Raw genomic sequence first — 20136 nt, forward strand, 5'->3', positions numbered from 1 at the left:
TTTATGCGGATAAGTAATACGAAAAATTTCTACATATTGTTTATCCCGCATTAACGGGCAGTAAAACTCTCACCTCAAAGTTAGGAAAATGCAAGGAAGTTAGGTAAGAGATCAACTGCCCGTAAAAGCCCGATTGGTTCAACTAATAATCAGTGTGGGATGAACAAAACCCCCACTGATTAAAGTTTCACTTTATGATATCTGAGGAGAGGTGAGAAAAATGGATTTACAAGAACCGAAGTTAAAAGGGGTAATAGCAACATTACAAATAATCGGTGGGAAATGGAAGCCACTCATTTTGTTTATTTTGCTAACAGATGGAACGAAACGTTTTGGTGAATTAAAGAGATTAATACCAGATATATCTCAAGGGACGTTAGCAAAGCAATTACGTGAATTAGAGCAAGATCAACTAATAAAACGCGAAATTTATCAAGAAATACCACCTAAAGTAGAATATAGCTTAACTGAGCATGGAAAAACAGTCAGTATTGTTTTGGATAGTATGTGTAGTTGGGGAAGAGGGCATTTAGAATATATAGATAAAGATAAACAATAAAAATATTATGTAAACTTATTGTGGTTTGAAGGGAAATGTTGTTTTAATAATTTGTATTTTATAATATATAATTAAGGAGTGTCGTAGGTTATTATACATATTTAATTTATTTTTACAAAGGGGAAATAATAAGATGAACGAATTAGAGTATAAAAGCTTCTATGATAAAGTAGGAAGATTAAATGGATGGGATTTTAGTAAAATAAAATGTGAAACTGTAGGAGATACATGGGACTTTTATAGTGAGGTAAAAGAAAGGTGTAAACCATCACATATTTTACTTGATGTTGGTACAGGCGGAGGAGAAAATGTACTTAACATAGCATCATCAGCTAAATTGTTGATTGGAATTGATAATTCTAACGGCATGATTGAAACGGCACATTCCAACTTGAAAAAATCAGGTGTACAAAATGTTGAGTTTCTTCAAATGGGTTCTGAAGCTTTAACATTTCCACATGCACATTTTGATATTGCTTCAAGTTGTCATGCCCCGTTTCTGGCATCTGAGTTAGCGAAAGTAATGAAAAAGGGTGCTTTTTTCTTAACGCAACAAGTAAGTGAGAATGATAAATTAAACCTGAAAGAAGCATTTGGCAGAGGACAATGCTTAGATGAACGAGATGGCACTTTAAAAGAAAAGTATATGGATGAACTTATTAGTGCAGGATTTGATCTCGTGCAAGTACGTGAATATGATGTTACTGATTATTACAGTACGTCTGAAGATCTCATTTTCTTATTAAAACATACGCCTATTATTCCTAGATTTGGAGAAGAGGAAGAAGATTTTACTATTTTACAAAAGTTCATTGAAACGAATAGTTCTGAAAAAGGGATTCGTACGAATTCAAAAAGATTTATGATTATCGCTGTTAAATTATAATATATTTTAGTGTAAAAGCTGCTTTTCTTTAAATGAAAAGCAGCTTTTTGTGTGGAAAAGAATACAGGAAATACTTGAAAATAATAGAAATAAATAAAGTATAAATTAAAAAATCAAAATATGGAGGATAAATGTTTTGAAACGTTACTATATTAGCAATGAAAAAATAAATGTACATATTACTGAATGGGGGAATAATGACAAGCCCGTTATCTTTTGTTTACATGGATTAGGTAGTACGAGTTTAAGTTTTATAGAAATTGCTGAAGAATTAAAAGAAGAGTATAGATTTATCTCCGTTGATGCACCTGGACACGGTAAAACCCCGCCATTTGAAAGAACAGAAGATTATGAGATGCAAAATTTAGCAAATTGGTTAAATGAAATAATAAATGAATTGAGAATCGAACACTTCTATTTTCTATCACATTCATGGGGAAGTTTTGTAGCGTTATTTTATTTGTTAAATCATCCAGAAAAAGTACAAGGAAGTATTCTTATTGATGGTGGATATCAAACAAAAAGGCTTCAAGAAGAAGCGTTGGAAGAAGAAATTGCTTATTATGAAAAAGACTTTGATGAATACGTTTTTAATAATTGGGACGAATTTTTCAAAAGTGAAAAAGAAGCTTATACTAGGTGGTCTTCATTGTTAGAAGTTGCTGTAAAGGATCTAGGGATCGAAATGGATAATAAAGTATGGTGGCATGCCAGGGGGAATACAGCTAGTAATATAATAAGAGGTATGCATAAAGATGAAACGATAGATATATATGAGAAGCTACCGGCTAATATTGTATTACTTCGAGCTACAGTCCCACAAGTTTGGGCGGATTATAGAGATAAGACAGTACATGTTTTTAAAGAGAAAACGGACAGTATAGTAAAAGTAATTCCTGATACTACACACATGTTGCACTGGGATAAACCAGAAATTGTTATAGTGGAAATAAAAAATAATTGGAGCTAACATATTCATACTAAAGTTGTAGTTTCTATATGAAAAATCCATCCTTCCGTTTGATTTTATCTATTTATAAGTGTAATACAATACGAATAGATAATAAGAAATGAGGGGAATGTAAAGTGATTACACATATATCAGATATAAAACTACAAACGGTTTCGATAGAAGGGGTAAAACAAGTTTATAAGGACATATTATCTTTTCCAATAAAAAAAGAAACAGCATCCTTCATTCAATTTGAAGTAACACCTTATACAACAATTAGTTTTCAAGAAGTGTATGAACCAATTGCACCTGCACATTTTGCTTTTGAAATCCCATATTCAAAATTCCATGAAACAGCAAGATGGCTTGAGGAGTCTGGATTACTCATTGTGAAATGGAAAGATGGTCATATAATTGATGAAGAGGATGGTCGATTCAATTTATACTTTAAAGACGGAGATGGAAATCTACTCGAAATTATCGCGCATAGTTATGTTAAAGAAGATGTATTAGTACCGCAGTCACCTTTAAACATTTTATATGTAAGGGAAATTGGTCTTCCTGTTAAAAGTGTACCTGTTTTTACGGAATGGCTAAAATCAAATCTAAATATGAAAACGATGGAAGACGGGGATATTTTTAACTTTGTAGTTGGTGGCACTGCTTATGTCGTCGCAACTTGGTGGCAGCGACCTTGGATTCCAATCGCGATGAAAGCTCTATCACCGAAAGTACACGTTTCTTTTGGAACACCAGACGTCGCATTTTTACAGCGAATCCAAAATAACTTTAAGAAAAATAGTGTATCATTTGAATGTAAACGTAATGAAGTATCATTTATTGAGCAAGGATATACATTTTCAATTGTGCATACATCAGAGTTTCATTCTGATATTCCTAAACAATTAAACTTACCGCTTTCTATTTAAGGATGAAAAGCGGTAAGTTTTTTGTATATTCGTGAAAAAGGTTTTAGCTAGGGTTACAGTGAATTTAAAGAGAAGTATAAGGTGTTATTTTAATTTATGTTAAGGGGAGAAATGAAGTGGTTTTAGGTAATCCAATTGCAAAAGGGAATACTGCAGAAATTTATTTAACTGATGATAAGGTTGTAAAATTATTTAAAGATTACCTCCCAGATACAGAGTCTATAAAGGAAGCAAAAAAACAAAAATATGCGTATTCATGCGGACTGCCAGTTCCAAACGTATTTGAAGTGACAAAGATACACGATAGACAGGCAATTATTATGGAATACGTAAAAGGGGACAGTGTTGGTTATCTCCTACTTAATAATTTAAATGAGGCAGAGCGTTATATCGGACTTTGTGTTAATGAGCAAAAAAAATCCATGCTATACATGTGAATACAGATGAAATGGAGTTAATGAGGGAAAGGTTAGAGCGTCAAATTAAATCTGTACATAAATTGGATGAACGCAAAAAGAAGGATATATTACAAAAATTAGATTTTATTACATTTGATTATAGGCTATGTCATGGAGATTTTCATCCATTTAATTTGATTTTGGATAAGGAAGAGAAAGTGAAAGTTATAGATTGGGTAGATGCTAGTTCAGGTGATATTCGCGCAGATGTATTTCGAACATACTTGTTGTACTCACAATCTTCGGTAGAATTAGCTGAGATGTATTTACATATATATTGCAGTCGTACCGGCATATCAAGAGATGAAGTTTTTCAATGGGCTCCTATTATTATTGCAGCTAGATTTTCTGAAAAAGTATCACCGCAAAATGAAGTGTATTTGAAAAGATTATTGAATCAGTATTTATAAGTCATAAAAAAGGTTGTCAGCTAATTAATAAATGCTGTTGTTTAACCAAAGTTTCCTTGCAGTTAAACAACAGCATTCTTAAATATTGATATAGGTATTATTATTTTCGATCTTCATCCTATAAAGGTTCATAATCCGTACTTGTTCCTCCGTTAATTCTTCTTTATCCCAATACATATGTATTAAGCTATATTCAAAAATCTCCTTTAATTTAATAAATAACGGAAACTTGTCTTTCATCTCTTTTGGTAGCTCATTTTCCTCTTGGTAGCCTTCAAATAGTGCTTTTGTAATAGAATACTCATAGTCAACGATATTCCCATTTCCAGCAAATGAATATTCTATCGCACTATAAATAGGAACGGCTAAATCGAATATGTAAAAATGTTTTTGGAATGAATCCAAGAGAATATCAACTTAACAAAATGCCTATTCAATCATTTGTTAAACTAAATTTAAATAAAGAAGGGGCGTTTAAAATGAATATTTCTAGAAAAATAGAGGTTGAACAGTTACGAGATAGGAAGAGTGAGCTATTTGATAAAGAGGTACTTAACATATTAAATGGTCAAGTTATGTATGAAGAATTTAAAAACGAAAAGCTAATGGGTGATTCTGATTATGCCCCATTTAATGAGGCAATGTGTGTGAACTCGGCTACTACTCAAGTTTTTAATGAAGAGTTTATTAAAACAAGAGCGAAAGGACATAACAGTTCAGTAGAAAGTTATATAAAAAAGGTTATAGATCCGTTAGAAAACCTTTTTACGAAAAAGTATAAATGTATTGTTCTATGGTTTGGTGAAGATATGTTTTGCCAAATGAACCTACTTACCATACTTTCTCACCTTGAACAGTCTGCTTATGAAGGGAAGGTATACTTAAATAGCTTTAGAGAGGATGAATTTAAAGTAAATCAAATTGAACTTGAATTGGGGAATTATTCTTCTATATACAATGAAGTATTAGTAAACCATAAAAAGACCTCTCATAAAGTACCACCTGTAATGTATCAGGCTATAGACTTATTTTTAGAAATGTTAACAGAAGATAATGCAGTAATGAAATTCATCTCTAAAAATAAAGATTTATCAACTCGTGAATTATTAATAAAGTTGTTTTATCTTTTTCCAACAATCGGATATGGAGATACTCAGTACATAGAGCTGATTAATAAAATAAAGAAGAAAGCTACACCCAAAATATAGGTGCAGCTTTCTTCTTATAATTGCTCAAGTAATTCTAATTCTTTTTCTACAAATAGCATTAGTTCTTTAATTGTTTCACCAGAAAAATCAAAACGAATACCGGCTGCATCATACACTTCTTTTATAGATTGCGAGCTTCCTAGTGATAATGCCTTTTTATAATTTTCTAGCGCTTGCTTAGGATCCTCTTTATATTGTTTATACATTTGTAATGCACCAAGTTGGGCGATCGCATATTCAATATAATAAAATGGTACTTCAAAAATATGGAGTACAGGTAACCAACTCGTTGCTATCCAGTTTTCGTAGCCATCAATATGTATGACGCTAGACTGATAATGTTTTTGAAGTTGTAAGTATTTTTCATTTCTTTCTTCAGAAGTATGACTTGGATTTTCATACAGCCAGTGTTGAAATTGATCGACAATAAGCATAATAGGTAAATATGAAATAACATCTTTAAAGAAGTTAATTTTTGCTTGTTTTAAATCTTTTTTGTCTGTATAGAAGGTATCCCAATAATTAAGCGAGAATAACTCCATTGTCATACTGGCTAGCTCAGCTGTTTCAGCTGGAATTTCTATATACTGTCGTAATTTTAATGGTTTTATGAGTTCGTTATGAATACTATGACCCATTTCATGTATAAAAGTGACAATATCATCTTGTGTATAATTTAAGTTCATAAAAATATAAGATAATTGTGAAGCTGGTAAGTACTCACAAAAGCCACCAGCTGCTTTTCCTTTGCGGCTTGTTAAATCAAGACAATTGTGTTTATACATTCGGTTTAAAAGTGCTGAAAATTCAACATCTAGTTTATTAAAGATATGAGTGCTCTTTTCAATTAAATCATTTTCATTTGCAATAGGTTTAAGTACTTTTTGATCTGGAGTTACAGCTGATACATCCCACGGGCGAAGCGTATCAATTTGCAGTTTATCTTTTTTCTCTAGCAATATTTTATCTTTAAGAGGCACAACATACTTACGTATGGATTCAGCTAGTTCATAGCAATCTTTCGCTGAATAATCAAAACGCTCGTATTTTTTGAACATATAATCGCGATAATTCTCTAGTTGAATATTTTTTGCTTTTTGATGGCGAATTTCAATTAATTGATTTAATATATTTTGGAGTTCTTTTTCAACAGATAAAAATTGTTCAGAAATAATGGTTTTTGCCTTTTTACGGGTGTCACGATTCGAATCTTGTAAATAGGATTGTAATTCTGTTATCGTTTTTTCTTCTTCGTCCCAAATTCCACTTAATCCTCCAGTGATTTCAAAGTACTCTGTGATTAATTTGTCTTCCTTTATTTCTAATTCGATATTTTCCTCACAAAATAACTTTTGAGCATTTTTTATTTTTGTATCTAATAAACCATATACGTTAGAATCTAATTCCATTCGAAAAGGTGACTCTAAATATTTATTATCCAATAAATTTTGATACCGCTTTAAAAGTGGCTTTACAAATTGTTGATCATGTTCAAAAGTATCCTTTATTTCTTCATCATCCGTATTACATTGAAAGGCGATGTAATGTGATCTTAATTGTTCTTCGATGTCCCAAATTACTTTTGACTGCTCTTTTAACCAATTTTCAAGGTCTAGTTTTGAAGAAATCATTTTATTTAATAAAGTCGAAAGAGTTTTTTCCAATTGTAGTACATTACTAATATCAATCGTATTTACACGTTGCATTATATATCCCTCACTTTTTATGTATTCATGGAGATATTCTATTTATTAATTGTAATTCCCTTTTTAAGAGGAGAAAATGTGAAATAATGTTAAATTATAGAAGGTATTTATATGTGAAAGTAAAAGTTTATCGTAAATGAAAATTTACGGAGGGAAGTGCAATGAAAAGAGGAAAGAAGTTGATTGTATTTTTATTTTCAATTGCTTTATTGTGTGCTTGTGAGCCTGAAATGGAAGAATCTAAAAGTGAAGATTCTATAGTTATGGGTATTGCTACAGCGACAGTCAAGCAGGAATCTTTTTTTAGTGCTGCTATATGGGATGAAAAAGCAAGAATAGTAGATTTAGAGATTGCTGATAGCGAAAATGCTAACGAAATAAAAAAAGAAATTAATAAAAGATTGCAAATTCAAGGCATTATGTCCTATAAAGTAAATATATCTCAAAGAAACAAAGAGATTGTAAATGCAGAACAAAGATGGCAGTTAGTTTTTGGACAGATATTTGATGACGTATTGAGAAAGAATGGATATGAATGGTTTGGTATTCAGCAAATAAATTATAAAAAGAATCAACCTGTTACCATTGATATAAAAACTAAGATTAGCGATGATGAAGTAGGGGCGAGAGAACTTGGACAGAAAATAGAAAAAGAAGTTGAAGGGGTACTTAAAACAGAAGCAGTAAAGAAATGGATTGAAAATGATTCATATGCTATTGGGATTTACGATATAGATGATCGGAAAATTAACTAATTGAGGAATGAATGCTATATAAATGAAAAATCTATAGAATTACTGAAGGAGGTGTAAGATGTATAAGTATTTACATATTTTAAACGACATAGAAAATATGATTCAAAATGGAGAAATAAGAGAAGGAAAGAAATTACCGTCTATACGGTCACTCGTTACGCAATATGAATGTAATAAGGCAACAGTTATACGTGCTCTTCATGAATTAGAAAAGCGTCACATTATATATTCTGTCCCTCAAAGTGGATACTACGTTGTTAAAAAATCAGAGAGTACTATAGAAAATAACGAGATAATTGATTTTGCCTCCTCAGCACCAGATCCAGATGTTTTTCCGTATTTAGATTTTCAACATTGTATTAATAAGGCTATTGATACGTATAAAAATGATTTGTTTGTATATGGAACGCCGAAAGGCTTACCATCTTTAATACCAGTTATTCAAAAACAACTAGCAAATTATCAAGTCTTTACAAAAGAAGAAAATATTTTTATAACATCCGGTGTTCAGCAGGCACTTGCTATATTAACTTCTATACCATTTCCGAATGGAAATGAAACTGTATTAATTGAACAACCAACATATCATCTATATATTGATTATCTAGAAATAAATAAAGTTCCTGTAATCGGTATTAAACGTACGAATGAAGGTATCGATTTGAATGAATTGGAGCAAATATTTCAAACCGGAAAAATAAAATTCTTCTATACGATACCGAGATATCATCATCCGATTGGAACGTCTTATTCTAAAGATGAGAAAGAAAAAATCACACTATTGGCTAAGAAATACAATGTATTTATAGTGGAAGATGATTATTTAGCAGATTTAGAAACTGATTCAAAAGCAGATCCATTATATAGCTTGGATAATTGTAGTCATGTCATATATTTGAAAAGTTATTCGAAGATTATTTTTCCAGGTTTACGGGTTGGAGTTGCGGTCATTCCACCATCCATTGCAAATGCGTTCTATACATACAAAAAGATACTAGATATTGATAGTCCGATGATTTCTCAAGCGGCTTTAGAAATTTATATAAAGAGCGGTATGTTTGAACGTCATAAAAGTAAAATTAATTCTTCCTACTATAATAGATCAATAAAACTAGCAGAAACATTAGAAAAAGTGCAAAATGAAGATCCATCATTATTTACATATAATAGACAAAACACATTTGGAATACACACCTGTTTAGAAATGCAGAAAAACACAGTTACAGAAACACTTATACAAAAATTAGGTGACATGCAAATAAGTGTCGATACTATTGATAAGAATTATATGAGGAATTTCCCTAAAGAAAAACTATTAAAATTAAATGTTTCGAATGTAAAAGAAGATAAGATTGAAGAAGGTATTCGTAAAGTAATTGGGGAAATCAAGCAATTAAGACAGTTTAATTTTCAGTTTAGAAAAGAATAATTTGAATTAGGAGGTTTGTTTGGTTTTGAGGCGAAAAATCATTCTCTTGTTTGTATGTAGCGCTATAGTAGTTGGTGTAATGGTTGTGGCTAAATATAAAAAAAGAGAATCAATGCATAGCAGTTGCAAAGTATTCAAGAGGTATTATCGTAGATCAAAATAACGAACCTATAACTAATGTGAAAATTTATGAAGATTCAATTGAAAGTAAGATGCGTAGTATTTCAAATGCACAAGGTGAATTTGAAATACCACATGGAGTTTGTGGTGAAATTGCATTAAAATTAGTTACTCAGAATGGGGAAGTCTATACGAGAAAATATGATAAGAATCATGTATAAGAAGAAAACTAAAGGTGAATAAAATGAAACCATTACAGAGAAAAGTAGCAGTTGTGGACGGAGCAACTATATATGTAACTGAATAACTATATGTTTTTTAAGAGCGCTCTTAAAAAAGAGTGCTCTTTTTCATTAATGTAAATATTTACTTAGCATCTTTTTAAAATGATTTTTATCATAATTTACATATTGCGTAGCTGTATTTCGTATTGGATCTCCGGCATAAAATCTTTCATACAATTCGTGTCTAGATCCTAATGGACTTCCAAAGATATCCCAGGCCAACTTAAATAATTTTGTGCGTTGTTCGGCATCTATATTCGTTCCTTTAAAGTACTTTTTCAATAAATCAGCTATCGGACTTTGGAAGTCATTCGAGCTCGAAGGAAGTTGAATGAACCCACCTGCTCCAATTAATTGTAAAATTTCTATTGCACGGGGATAATATTTGGAACCAAGATTCCTTGCAGTTTCGATATATTTAAAATTCGGCAAATAAGTTTTCGTTTCATTTGTAGTACCTTCAACTTCTGCAGCAATTAAAAGTGCGCGAATTGTTTCGATTTGCATAATTAATTCCCCAAGCTTCTCTTGAACATGCAAATAAGTAGTAGCACCGATCGCTTCAGCAATTTCACAAGCAATTGCAGTTATAAATTCTAGCTTTACTATTAATCGTACAATTGCTTGGTGATAAGCTAAACTACTAGAAGCTACATCTGACTTTATTGCCCATAACGCTTCAGGGTTGTTATATAGTAAGACTCGTTCCCATGGTACAAATACATTATCAAAGATTAATAGTGCATCAATTTCATCGTACTGTGAGCTAAGAGGGGAATCAACTGTAATTGAATGTGTATTCGCAAATGGTTCTCTACAAACCATATGTAATCCAGGGGAATTGGCTGCCACAATGAGAAAGTGAGCTAAATCTTTTTGAGTATCAGTCAGTTTTGCTAATGGATAGATTAATAAATCATTTGAATAAGGAGAAGCAGTACCAATCATTTTAGCACCACTTAAATAAATTCCATCAGAAGTTTTTTTCGTAACTCTTAGTAATCCTAAGTCGTTTGTATTCAACATTGATTCTGTAGATCGATTTATTTGTGGATCACGTTGAACTACGCTTAAGAATAAGTGATTATCTCTCGATTCTTCATAATAAGATGTAATTTTATCTGGAAACTGTGCATCGAATTTTTTATAAAAATATTTTGATACGTACCAGCCAGTAAGTCTCGATCTTGCGTAATCAGATAGTCTACTCATTACACCGTCTGTAGCATAACTCCACGTTTCAAAAGCGGTTCTCCTCATTAATAATTCGTTATAGGAATTCGGAACTAAAAAGGCTGTATGAACAAATTCTTTCGTTTTTGGACTAACATATCCAACAGAATCTCTTCGTATTGGATCATCAAACAATGTAAATAAATTAGAAATGGTACTTAATGTTCCTGCAAAATGTTTGTCTGTAGTTACATCTACTTTTTGACCATAGAGCCAAACGTTACGACCATCTTGTAAGCTCTTTATATAGTAATCTTTCAAATTTTGCATATTTCCTCCTTCTAAAGACTATTCATATATTTGGACATCTTTTAATGGTGGGGAATATACGTGGAAAGTTATTACTGCTGAATCTGTAGCATTATACATTTTATGCACAGTATCTTTTTTTACTGTGAAAATATTTCCCTCTGTAAACTCTTCAATCCGCTCGCTATTATTTTCGTACGTTATATTTTGTAACGTACCATTGACTATTAGTATACATCCTACAGATATTCCATGATCGTGCACAAAGGTCTTTGCTTTGCTGGGGAAATTTAATACTAAAATCTCTACAAATTCAGATTGATAGATAATGTTCCTTCCGTATTCAAGGTTAACTGGTGAAGTAATAAAAGGAGCTATTTTATGAAGTGAAATATTTAATGATTGAATAGTGTGTATTAAATTGAACGTATCGTAGTTACATAGGTTATTAAATGCCTTTCTTATGTTATGAATCAATTGCATGTACAACTTCCTCCTAAGCATTTGCAGTGAAAGAAAGTAATCTCCTATTATATCGTGTGTAGTCGATTACATAACATTGTATTGAATAAATTCAAAAAGGTGACTGGTTTTAATTGGGTAATATTTGCTCTAGACTACATGGTAATTAATTCCTTTTTTATGGTATGCTTGAACTATAGCCCGCTTTCTATTGGAAAGGTGATGAAATAAATGGCAGTTCTTTTAGTGGATAATCTATATCAAATGTCTATTGTTTTACTGATCTTATGTTCATTTTGTTTTTATAGATATTTAAAGAAAATAAAAAGGGAAAGAAAGCTTACAGGTTTTGAAATTACAATGTATATCGTGACGCAACTTGCGTATTTCATTTGGGCGGCAACGACTTTTCTTAAAATGTTATCAGAATAGTAATCTTAAAGTATTAGACGCTGAACAGAAAGGTACAGGAGCATTAAAGGTATAAACGTGGGCAAGGGTAATTTATCATCTATTAGGTAAATAAATTTAGTCGAAATCTAGATGGATAACAATATTACTTATAACATCTTTATAAAAAGAGAGGATATAAATGGAACAATATAAGTTAATTGTAAAAGGGCCTAAACAACTTGAGTGGGAAACAAATGAAATTAAGGACATACAGGACGATGAAATTATCGTTAAAACAATCGCAGGAGCGATAAGCATTGGGGCCGAGTTACCACAGTATAATGGATCCGATATTACGGAAACGAATCCTTCTTATCCAAGAAAAACTGGATATGAAAGTTATGGTGAAGTAATTCAAGTTGGTAATCAAGTAACACATGTAAACGTAGGTGATAAAGTAGTTTCTTTTTATGGACATGAAACGATAGGGATAGTTAAGGTACATAAAGTAATTCGAGTGCCTAGTTCTATACAACCTAAAGTTGCTTTATTATCCATTCTTTCATGTGATGCTGCTAAAGGAGTATTGAAACTAAACCCGCGACATGATGAAAAAGTACTTATAACTGGAATGGGAGTTATTGGTTTGTTCGCTTGTTATTTCTTAAAATACTATGTAGGCATTGAGCACGTGGATGTTGTTGAGCCTAATAAAAATAGAAGAGATTTTGCAAAGAAGTTTGGTCCAAAAAACATATATGATTCAGAAGAGAAAATAATAGAAACATATAATTATGGTTTCGAATGTTCTGCTACAAATAGTGGGTTCCATACTTTGCAAAAAGCTCTTAAAACTAATGGTAAAATATGTATACTATCTGATGGTAATATAGAAGAACTAACATTAACTGCTAACTTTTATCAGAAAGAATTGCAAATCATTGGATCAAGTGATGGATACGATTATCAAAAGCATGCAGATTGGTTTTTTGAAGAAATAGGAAAAACACCATTTATAGAAGAGATCTTTCAACATGAAATACATTATACTTCACTCATACAATGCTTTGATGAATTGAGTTTAGGGATAATTAAACCATTAAAAGTATATGTTTCATATGAATAACGAAAAAAATGAGCAAATATTTGTCACATACCTTACAAATGTTTCGTCACATTTATGATTACTAAATGAGGAGGAACATATATGAAAATATTTGTAGCAGGTGCAACGGGTGTAATAGGACGTTCTTTATTGCCAATGTTAATAAAAAATGGGCATACAGTTTTTGCGATGATCCGTAATACTTCACAAGTAGAAGCAATGAAAAAGGTTGGTGCCATACCAGTAATAGCTGATGTATTTAATAGAAAGGCTGTATTTTCTGTATTAGAAGAAACAAATCCCGATGTAGTTATTCATCAATTAACGTCATTATCTTCATGGGATTTTGAGGATAATGCAAAAATTAGAACAAAAGGCACTCGTAACCTTGTCGATGCAGCTAAAAATGTAGGGGTACAGAAAATAATCGCTCAAAGTATTTCATGGGCGTATGAACCAGGGGATACATTTGCGACTGAAAAAGATTCACTACATATTACTGCTTCCATGCCTCGACAAGTCACTGTTAATGGCATATTGAAATTAGAAGAAGCTGTTACTGAGTTACCTGAATCGGTAATACTTCGTTATGGCACATTATACGGACCAGGAACATGGTATGCGGAAAACGGATTAATAGCAAATCAAGTTCGTAATAATGAGATTATTGCATCAGATGGGATAATCTCGTTTATACATGTCGAAGATGCTGCAAGAGCTACTATGCTAGCCCTTAATTGGCCTTCAGGAATCGTAAATATTGTAGATAATTATCCAGCAACTAGTAAAGAATGGTTACCAATATATGCAGCGGCGATAGGGGCACCTAAGCCTAAAGTTCAAGATGGGAAAGATAGTTGGGAAAGAGGAGCTTCCAATAATAAGGCGCGTAAAGAGTATGGTTGGATACCTTTATTTCCATCATGGTCTGAAGGGTTTAACAACTTAATAGGTAAGTAAAACACAACTTTAATGGGAATGATAGTAAAATACACCATTAAAGGATTGGGTTATTATGAATATAATTTTGGAAAGTATTATATTAACTTTTACTGGAATAATTGTTTTGAAAATGACAGGTAGTGCATCTGTCAGCCAAATGACAAGAGCTGAAATCATTATAGTTGTATCAATCGGCCGTATTATTGTGGAACCTGTATTAAGTAGAAAAGTAGTCCCATCTATATTTGCGGCTATCATATTTGCAAGCATACTACTTATCATTCATTTCTTTGAATTGAAATCAAGGAAGGTGGAACAATTTCTAAATGGAAGTAGCATTATAATTGTTGAAAACGGAGAGATTGTAAAAGAGAATTTGATGCAGGCAAAAATGTCGGAGCAACAACTATATATGCAATTAAGAGAAAAAGGAATCCATGATGTAAAGAGTTTACAGCAAGTTACAGCGGAACCGAATGGTCGTATTGGTTATCAATTAATAAAAGAAGCACAACCAATAACTTTAGAAATGTTAGAAAAAGTATTAGATCGGTACAATATAAAAAGATAATTTCTCGTGAGAAAAAGCCAATACTATAACGGAAGTATTGGCTTTTTTATTTTTCTACAAATGTAAGGATTAATAAAATAGGGTGGATTTTAAACCAATCATTATAATAGATATAGGCTTATAATTGTGCTATATTCAATGGACTTATAGTGAATGTGGTAAAAAATTAATTTGGCATAGGTAGACGCAGCGTTAAAATTTATAAGTTTTTAATGTGATACTAAAAATGGATTGAAAATAAGGAGATAGATACATAATGGAATTTTGGGAATCAAGTTTTATCGAAAAACAAACGATGTGGGGATTTGAATCTACAGAATCTGCAATTTTGACAAAAGATTTTTTTTTCTTGAAAAGAACGTTAAAGACATATTAATTCCGGGTATTGGATATGGAAGAAATGCAAAGGTTTTTATCGATAATGGTATAAATGTAACAGGTATTGAAATTTCAAAAACAGCCATTGATTTAGCAAAGCAAAATGGACTAGAAGATATTAGTATCTATCACGGTTCGGTAAATGAGATGCCTTTTAATAACAAACTGTATGATGGGATATTTAGTCATGCACTTCTTCATTTGTTGAATGAACAGGAAAGAGAGAAATTTATTGAAGATTGTTATAATCAGTTAAAACCAGGCGGATATATGGTTTTTACAACTGTTTCTCAAAAAGCCCCAATGTACGGAAAAGGAAAACAGCTGGAGCAAGACTATTATGAAATAATGGAAGGCGTAAAAATGTTCTTCTATGATTCTGAATCTATAAAACGAGATTTTAATCAATATGGATTAGTACAAGTTTCGGAAATTGATGAACCAAATAAGAACGTGGTAAATAAACCTTCAATCAATTTTTTTACGATAAAATGTAAGAGAGAACTATAATTAAAAGTTATTAAGAATGATTAAAGATGTTTATATATTGATTATGCACAAATAAAAAGGACAAGCATATAATAGAAGTACCTATTAACTTTAAGTAACCTTAACTTTCTTTAATAGGATATCTCAAAATCCCCAAAAAGAGCACTTGCGGAAACAAGTGCTCTTTTATTTTTTGTTTCATAAATATTTATAGTTGCAAATTTCGTGCAATAAAAATAAATCTGAGAGAAATAATCATATCTTTATTATACGATTATTTTTGAACTACAAACGTTATAGCATTTGTTTTTAATTGAATGTGTCTTTCATTACGAACTATATTATAAGCTAATTCTTTTAATTCAACTTTTACTTCTTTCCATCCTTTATAAATGCTTTTTAATAGACGTATTATTTCTTCGGTTGGGAGATTAATTTCAATTAAAGCTTCTAATTCTTCATTCGTTTTTAAATCAATTTCTTGTATGTTAGAGTTAATAATCAAACAATTAATACCGCCGTTTTTTGTCCCTTTTTTCATAGAATGAAGTACGTTTTTAAAATCTTCTTCTGATTTGACATGTTCTAAACTTGATACTGCAACGATATAATCATAAGCGTTAGAGTCAATATGATAGTTTTCAATTGCTGCTTGTTCTGTTTTTATAACCTCGAATACATCATGTTCTTTGCTATAAGTTTGTAGCTTTGTTAAAGCGGAATTAAGTAAATCAACACATGTAACAGTGCCGCTAGTATTTCTTAACTTTTGTGCAATTGGAATGCTATTTCTACCGACGCCAGAGCCAAGATCAAGTACTTGCAAGTTGTTTTGTCCTTCAAAGTGATCCATCAAGTCCATAACTATTTTAACCGGTTTGTACAGCCAAGAGCCAATTTCAAATAGTTTATATTGTTCATAGCAAAGGTCGTGATATTTCTTTTCTTCTTGTCTTATGTAATCGATACGGTTCACATTGTTTCAGCTCCAATATTTTTATTACAAAATGAATAGGTGGGACAGCCTTTAACATTTGTTTGAATTCGAAAAATACCACCAGCATGTGGATACTCTTTTAATTCGTCATCCGTCATTCTTGTTCTGGCTGTTGTAACATATAAATCAGTTAAGTTAGGCCCACCAAATGTACATGATGTTACATATAACGCAGGAATTGGAATACTTAATATTTGTTCTCCAGTAGAGGGATTCCATCTAGTTATTTTTGAACCTCCCCAATGTGCAATCCATAAACAACCTTCTTCGTCAATTGTCATACCATCAGGTAGACCATCATTTTCAGAGAAAATGATTACATCACTTGGATTATGAATTTCTCCAGTACGTATATTATATTGATAGCGAACCACTTTTTTAGTAGGTGTATCTATAAAGTAAAGGTATGTATGATCAGGTGACCAAGCGATTCCGTTTGAAGTATTTACATGTGAAACTTTTTTCTCTACACTCAAATTATGATGTAAACAATATAAGGAACCTGCAGCATTCATACCGTATGTATCTGTAGAACCTGCCCAGAAACGACCAGCTGGATCACATTTTCCATCATTGAAACGATTTTCTATTAAATGTGGTTCAGGGTCAAAAATATGTGTCAGTTTTTCGGTATTTACATTAATAGAATAAAAGCCTTTTTCCATAGCTAAGAGTAGTACATCCTCTAAATATGGAACAACACAGCCAATTTGTTGATTGAGAGCAATTACTCGGTTCGTATTAGCGGTAGGATTGTATATGCATAATTTTCTCTCCATAATATCAACCCAATATAAAAGTTGCTTTTTTCCATCCCAACATGGTCCTTCAGCTAAACTTGCTTTAGCATCTAAAACTAATTCTATATTACTGAACAAGATGTTCACCTCGCGTTATAAGATATTAATATAATTCGATAAGAATAGAGGTAAACCTTTTAGTCAAAGGATATTAAAATTTATACTGTAGAAAAATGACCTTCTCACAAGTGATTAAAAAAGTGTATAAACAAGGAGAGGAAAATGCATATGATGTTTTATGAGATTGTTTGCTTTTCTTGTAAGAATATATTTCGTGTTTACGAAGGCAGTGAAAAATATAAGCGATTTAAAGAGAAACCAAACGGGGTATATTGTTGTGATGAGTGTAGTCATAAAATTCAATTAGAAGCGATAAAGAATTTTTTTAGGTAATTAAACTAAAATTCCGGAAATCATAACTTAATTTTTATTTTAGAAGATTTTTTAAGAATAATGTCTAAATATAGAATGTAAATAAAGATGAAGTATACACAAAACAATTCGTTTAATCGATAAGTATATATTATGAAAATTGAGTTAGAAATAAAAACGGCAAGCTAGAATTCGCTTGCCGTTTTTTTTATAGTTTTGTATGTATTTGTATACCTTTTGCTTTTTCTTTTTCGTTCTTTACGCGTACAATTAAATTATAAGATCCAGATTTTGGTGCTTCAAAAGAAAGTAAACCTTCTTTTTGAGAAGTGACTTCTTCTTCGTAAATGACCTTATCGTCTTTAGTGATTTGTAATAAAATTGTACCCTCTTCAACGGTTGCATCAAAAGGAAATTGTACATTTCCTTGTTCAGTTTTGATCGTTTGTACATCGTAATACCCTTTCAGGGAGCCAATGTTTAAAGTTGTTTCGCCGTTTTTTTGAACCTTGGTGACTTTTACTGCTGTATTACCACATGCGCTTAATAATACAACAAGAGTTAGAATGAGAAATAAACGTAGTAATTTCATAGTGATCCCCTTTTTATCATTATAAAATTTTTCCAATGCGTAAATTAGTTTATCATTTTTTTATAAACAAATATATACATTAAAACTAAAAGTTGTTATTTAGTGATAATCTCTTATATACCATTTGGTTTCTATTAGTCTAAGAAACTTCAGTACATGTTGAATATTCGATTAATAAAATGTTATAGGAGTTAAATATTTTATCTTACTATTAGATTACTTGAATAAAAAGAAAACACCGAAAGTATATATAAAAGCAGGTACTTTCGGTGTTTTCTTTTTTACTATCGTGAATACATTTTCGGACATTCATCACCACTTGGCTCATAAAAACAATGGCTTTTAAACTGTCCTACAAATGGCTGATTATACCATTCAGGTGGACAAGCTCCGACTGGACGGAAATACCAAAGAGCCCATCGTGCAGGCCAGCGCCATTGACCTTGTAAAACTTTTCGTGCGATTTCTTTTTCTGATTCACGAGCGCGTTGATAAAAATATCCATATTGTACTGCTTCAAATCCGCCGGGGCTTTGATATACAGCGTCTCGTACGGTACGGAGTTGTTTAAAATCTAAGCAATCACAAAATACACGGTTTACTACAACGCATCCAACTAACTCCTCACCTTGGCGACCTTCGCCTTCAGCTTCAGCACGAATTAATCGAGCTAGTAAATCAACATCACTTTCGTTGTATGGAATAAGGGGCATAGTGATACCACCTTTCTGTTATAGTAAAGAGTGTATGTTATAAAACAATCTGCGTGCTTTTTTACATAAAAATAACATTTAATTTTAAGAGGAGCTTGTATAAAAAGAGCTAATTAGTAATAGTAGATAAATACAAAAGGGAGAGGTATTATGTATCGAATTCATAAAGACCATATTATTTACTCAATGTCACCAGAAAATAAGCCTTGTATGGAAGTGGAAATTGGGAGCAGTCTTGTATTTGAAACATATGATTGCTTTGAAAATCAAATCGATTCTGAAGATGTTGTGTTTCAAGAATTAGATTGGAACCGAATTAATCCGGCCACTGGACCTGTATATGTTAAAGGAGCAGAACCTGGCGATATATTAGCCGTAACGATTGAAAAGATTAAAATTGCAGAGCAGGGCGTTTTGACTACAGGTGCAAACCTTGGTGTAATAGGTGATGAGTTAAATGAAAATACAGTGAAAATTGTCCCAATACATAATGAACATGTTTTGTTTTCAAGTGAACTACAAATCCCGATTAATCCAATGATTGGGGTAATTGGTACTGCACCGAAAGAAGAGAGCATTTCATGTGGCACACCGCATGATCATGGCGGGAATATGGACTGTAAAGAGATTAAAGAAGGAACAACATTACTACTACCAGTTAATGTCCCAGGAGCACTATTAGCGTTAGGTGATTTACACGCAGCGATGGGTGATGGTGAAATTGGTGTTAGTGGTGTAGAGGTTGCTGGTGAGGTAACGGTAACAGTTCAAATTATAAAAGAAAAGAAATGGCCGTTACCAATGGCTATTCAAAAAGGAAAAATGATGACGATTGCTTCAGAGAAATTGTTAGATGATGCAGCAAGTCGTGCTGTACATAATATGGTAACATTTTTACATGAAGAATTAGCAGTGTCTAAAGCTGATGCAACTCTTTTATTATCGGCAGCAGGTAATTTAAAAGTTTGCCAAGTTGTGGATCCGTTGAAAACGGCGCGTATGGAATTAGGGATGGATTATGTGGAGAAACTAGGATTTACTTTTAGTAAATTTCATATTAAATAGATAAGGGACGAAAAAGGATACCTTTGTATAAAAGCATCCTTTTTTTAATTTACGGATTTTGTGAAAAGAGGTAGTATTT

General features: G+C 31.9%; 21 protein-coding genes and 3 pseudogenes. 16 read left to right on the forward strand and 8 right to left on the reverse strand.

From position 1 onward, the window contains the following. The first annotated feature begins 220 nt into the window (after positions 1–220). The 5 genes and pseudogenes from DN399_RS12270 to DN399_RS12290 all read left to right on the forward strand — a co-directional run bounded on the left by DN399_RS12270 (position 221) and on the right by DN399_RS12290 (position 4194). Positions 221–559, forward strand: a complete 339-nt coding sequence (locus tag DN399_RS12270) for a winged helix-turn-helix transcriptional regulator (RefSeq protein ID WP_149149624.1) — start codon at positions 221–223, stop codon at positions 557–559. Between the two features lie 133 nt (positions 560–692). After that, the gene (locus DN399_RS12275; protein ID WP_149149625.1) at positions 693–1445 is read left to right on the forward strand and encodes a class I SAM-dependent methyltransferase; all 753 of its coding nucleotides are present in this window, start codon (positions 693–695) and stop codon (positions 1443–1445) included. Between the two features lie 136 nt (positions 1446–1581). Continuing rightward, complete coding sequence (locus DN399_RS12280) at positions 1582–2415, forward strand: alpha/beta fold hydrolase (protein WP_149149626.1); 834 nt, start codon at positions 1582–1584, stop codon at positions 2413–2415. A 116-nt stretch (positions 2416–2531) separates the two neighbouring features. Beyond that, the gene (locus DN399_RS12285) at positions 2532–3326 is read left to right on the forward strand and encodes a VOC family protein (protein WP_102956490.1); all 795 of its coding nucleotides are present in this window, start codon (positions 2532–2534) and stop codon (positions 3324–3326) included. 116 nt (positions 3327–3442) lie between these two features. Beyond that, positions 3443–4194, forward strand: a pseudogene (locus tag DN399_RS12290) (aminoglycoside phosphotransferase family protein). Positions 4195–4272: 78 nt separating this feature from the next. On the opposite strand, the gene DN399_RS12295 reads toward DN399_RS12290, so the two are convergent. Then, positions 4273–4599 (reverse strand): protein kinase, encoded by a 327-nt coding sequence (locus tag DN399_RS12295; RefSeq protein WP_016122559.1) that lies wholly within the window; start codon positions 4597–4599, stop codon positions 4273–4275. Between DN399_RS12295 and DN399_RS12300 the strand changes: the two genes are divergently transcribed. Further along, the gene (locus DN399_RS12300; protein ID WP_231691984.1) at positions 4590–5402 is read left to right on the forward strand and encodes an AraC family transcriptional regulator; all 813 of its coding nucleotides are present in this window, start codon (positions 4590–4592) and stop codon (positions 5400–5402) included. The genes DN399_RS12295 and DN399_RS12300 overlap by 10 nt on opposite strands. Positions 5403–5416: 14 nt before the next feature. Here the strand turns inward: DN399_RS12300 and DN399_RS12305 are convergent, their stop codons facing one another. After that, positions 5417–7108 carry a M3 family oligoendopeptidase gene (locus tag DN399_RS12305; RefSeq protein ID WP_016122561.1) on the reverse strand — a complete coding sequence of 564 codons (1692 nt, stop codon included), beginning with the start codon at positions 7106–7108 and terminating at the stop codon, positions 5417–5419. A gap of 161 nt (positions 7109–7269) precedes the next feature. Here DN399_RS12305 and DN399_RS12310 point away from each other — a divergent pair, with 161 nt between their 5' ends. The 3 genes and pseudogenes from DN399_RS12310 (at position 7270) to DN399_RS12320 (ending at position 9633) form a co-directional block, all read left to right on the forward strand. Continuing rightward, positions 7270–7863, forward strand: a complete 594-nt coding sequence (locus tag DN399_RS12310; RefSeq protein WP_149149627.1) for a DUF4030 domain-containing protein — start codon at positions 7270–7272, stop codon at positions 7861–7863. A 58-nt stretch (positions 7864–7921) separates the two neighbouring features. Beyond that, the gene (locus tag DN399_RS12315; protein WP_149149628.1) at positions 7922–9292 is read left to right on the forward strand and encodes an aminotransferase-like domain-containing protein; all 1371 of its coding nucleotides are present in this window, start codon (positions 7922–7924) and stop codon (positions 9290–9292) included. A gap of 25 nt (positions 9293–9317) precedes the next feature. Next, a pseudogene (locus tag DN399_RS12320) lies at positions 9318–9633 on the forward strand (hypothetical protein). A gap of 132 nt (positions 9634–9765) precedes the next feature. Here DN399_RS12320 and DN399_RS12325 read toward each other — a convergent pair. Beyond that, the gene (locus DN399_RS12325) at positions 9766–11199 is read right to left on the reverse strand and encodes a 4-hydroxyphenylacetate 3-hydroxylase family protein (protein ID WP_149149629.1); all 1434 of its coding nucleotides are present in this window, start codon (positions 11197–11199) and stop codon (positions 9766–9768) included. An 18-nt stretch (positions 11200–11217) separates the two neighbouring features. Further along, complete coding sequence (locus DN399_RS12330; protein WP_001176008.1) at positions 11218–11661, reverse strand: cysteine dioxygenase; 444 nt, start codon at positions 11659–11661, stop codon at positions 11218–11220. Between the two features lie 210 nt (positions 11662–11871). Between DN399_RS12330 and DN399_RS12335 the strand changes: the two genes are divergently transcribed. From DN399_RS12335 to DN399_RS12355, 5 genes and pseudogenes are all read left to right on the forward strand, one after another. Beyond that, positions 11872–12072 (forward strand): hypothetical protein, encoded by a 201-nt coding sequence (locus tag DN399_RS12335; RefSeq protein WP_000279689.1) that lies wholly within the window; start codon positions 11872–11874, stop codon positions 12070–12072. Positions 12073–12232: 160 nt separating this feature from the next. Further along, positions 12233–13159, forward strand: a complete 927-nt coding sequence (locus DN399_RS12340; RefSeq protein WP_078439914.1) for a zinc-binding dehydrogenase — start codon at positions 12233–12235, stop codon at positions 13157–13159. A gap of 81 nt (positions 13160–13240) precedes the next feature. Beyond that, entirely contained in the window at positions 13241–14098 is an 858-nt protein-coding gene (locus DN399_RS12345; protein ID WP_006929510.1) for an NAD-dependent epimerase/dehydratase family protein, read from the forward strand. 55 nt (positions 14099–14153) lie between these two features. Next, a complete protein-coding gene (locus tag DN399_RS12350) occupies positions 14154–14651 on the forward strand; it encodes a DUF421 domain-containing protein (protein WP_001021411.1) in 498 nt (165 codons plus the stop codon). A gap of 256 nt (positions 14652–14907) precedes the next feature. Beyond that, positions 14908–15539, forward strand: a pseudogene (locus DN399_RS12355) (class I SAM-dependent methyltransferase). A gap of 253 nt (positions 15540–15792) precedes the next feature. Here DN399_RS12355 and DN399_RS12360 read toward each other — a convergent pair. Together DN399_RS12360 and DN399_RS12365 are read right to left on the reverse strand one after the other, a co-directional pair. Next, complete coding sequence (locus DN399_RS12360; protein ID WP_098528812.1) at positions 15793–16494, reverse strand: class I SAM-dependent methyltransferase; 702 nt, start codon at positions 16492–16494, stop codon at positions 15793–15795. After that, on the reverse strand, positions 16491–17393 hold the full coding sequence (locus tag DN399_RS12365) for an SMP-30/gluconolactonase/LRE family protein (RefSeq protein WP_025709570.1): 903 nt from the start codon (positions 17391–17393) through the stop codon (positions 16491–16493). Before DN399_RS12365 ends, DN399_RS12360 begins: the two co-directional genes overlap by 4 nt. A 144-nt stretch (positions 17394–17537) precedes the next feature. On the opposite strand from DN399_RS12365, the gene DN399_RS12370 reads away from it, so the two are divergent. Next, positions 17538–17708, forward strand: coding sequence for a DUF2197 domain-containing protein (locus DN399_RS12370; RefSeq protein WP_000551048.1), 171 nt, complete (start codon positions 17538–17540; stop codon positions 17706–17708). 187 nt (positions 17709–17895) lie between these two features. Here the strand turns inward: DN399_RS12370 and DN399_RS12375 are convergent, their stop codons facing one another. Beyond that, positions 17896–18279: a BA_1872 family lipoprotein gene (locus DN399_RS12375; RefSeq protein ID WP_000771814.1), complete on the reverse strand. Its 384-nt coding sequence runs from the start codon at positions 18277–18279 to the stop codon at positions 17896–17898. 284 nt (positions 18280–18563) lie between these two features. Continuing rightward, positions 18564–18992, reverse strand: coding sequence for a cell wall hydrolase (locus DN399_RS12380; RefSeq protein WP_001128402.1), 429 nt, complete (start codon positions 18990–18992; stop codon positions 18564–18566). A gap of 150 nt (positions 18993–19142) precedes the next feature. On the opposite strand from DN399_RS12380, the gene DN399_RS12385 reads away from it, so the two are divergent. Next, complete coding sequence (locus DN399_RS12385; protein WP_000285661.1) at positions 19143–20057, forward strand: acetamidase/formamidase family protein; 915 nt, start codon at positions 19143–19145, stop codon at positions 20055–20057. The last annotated feature ends 79 nt before the right edge of the window (positions 20058–20136 follow it).

Origin of the sequence: Bacillus sp. AR4-2 (assembly GCF_008274865.1) — a bacterium.
GTDB lineage: Bacteria > Bacillota > Bacilli > Bacillales > Bacillaceae_G > Bacillus_A > Bacillus_A cereus.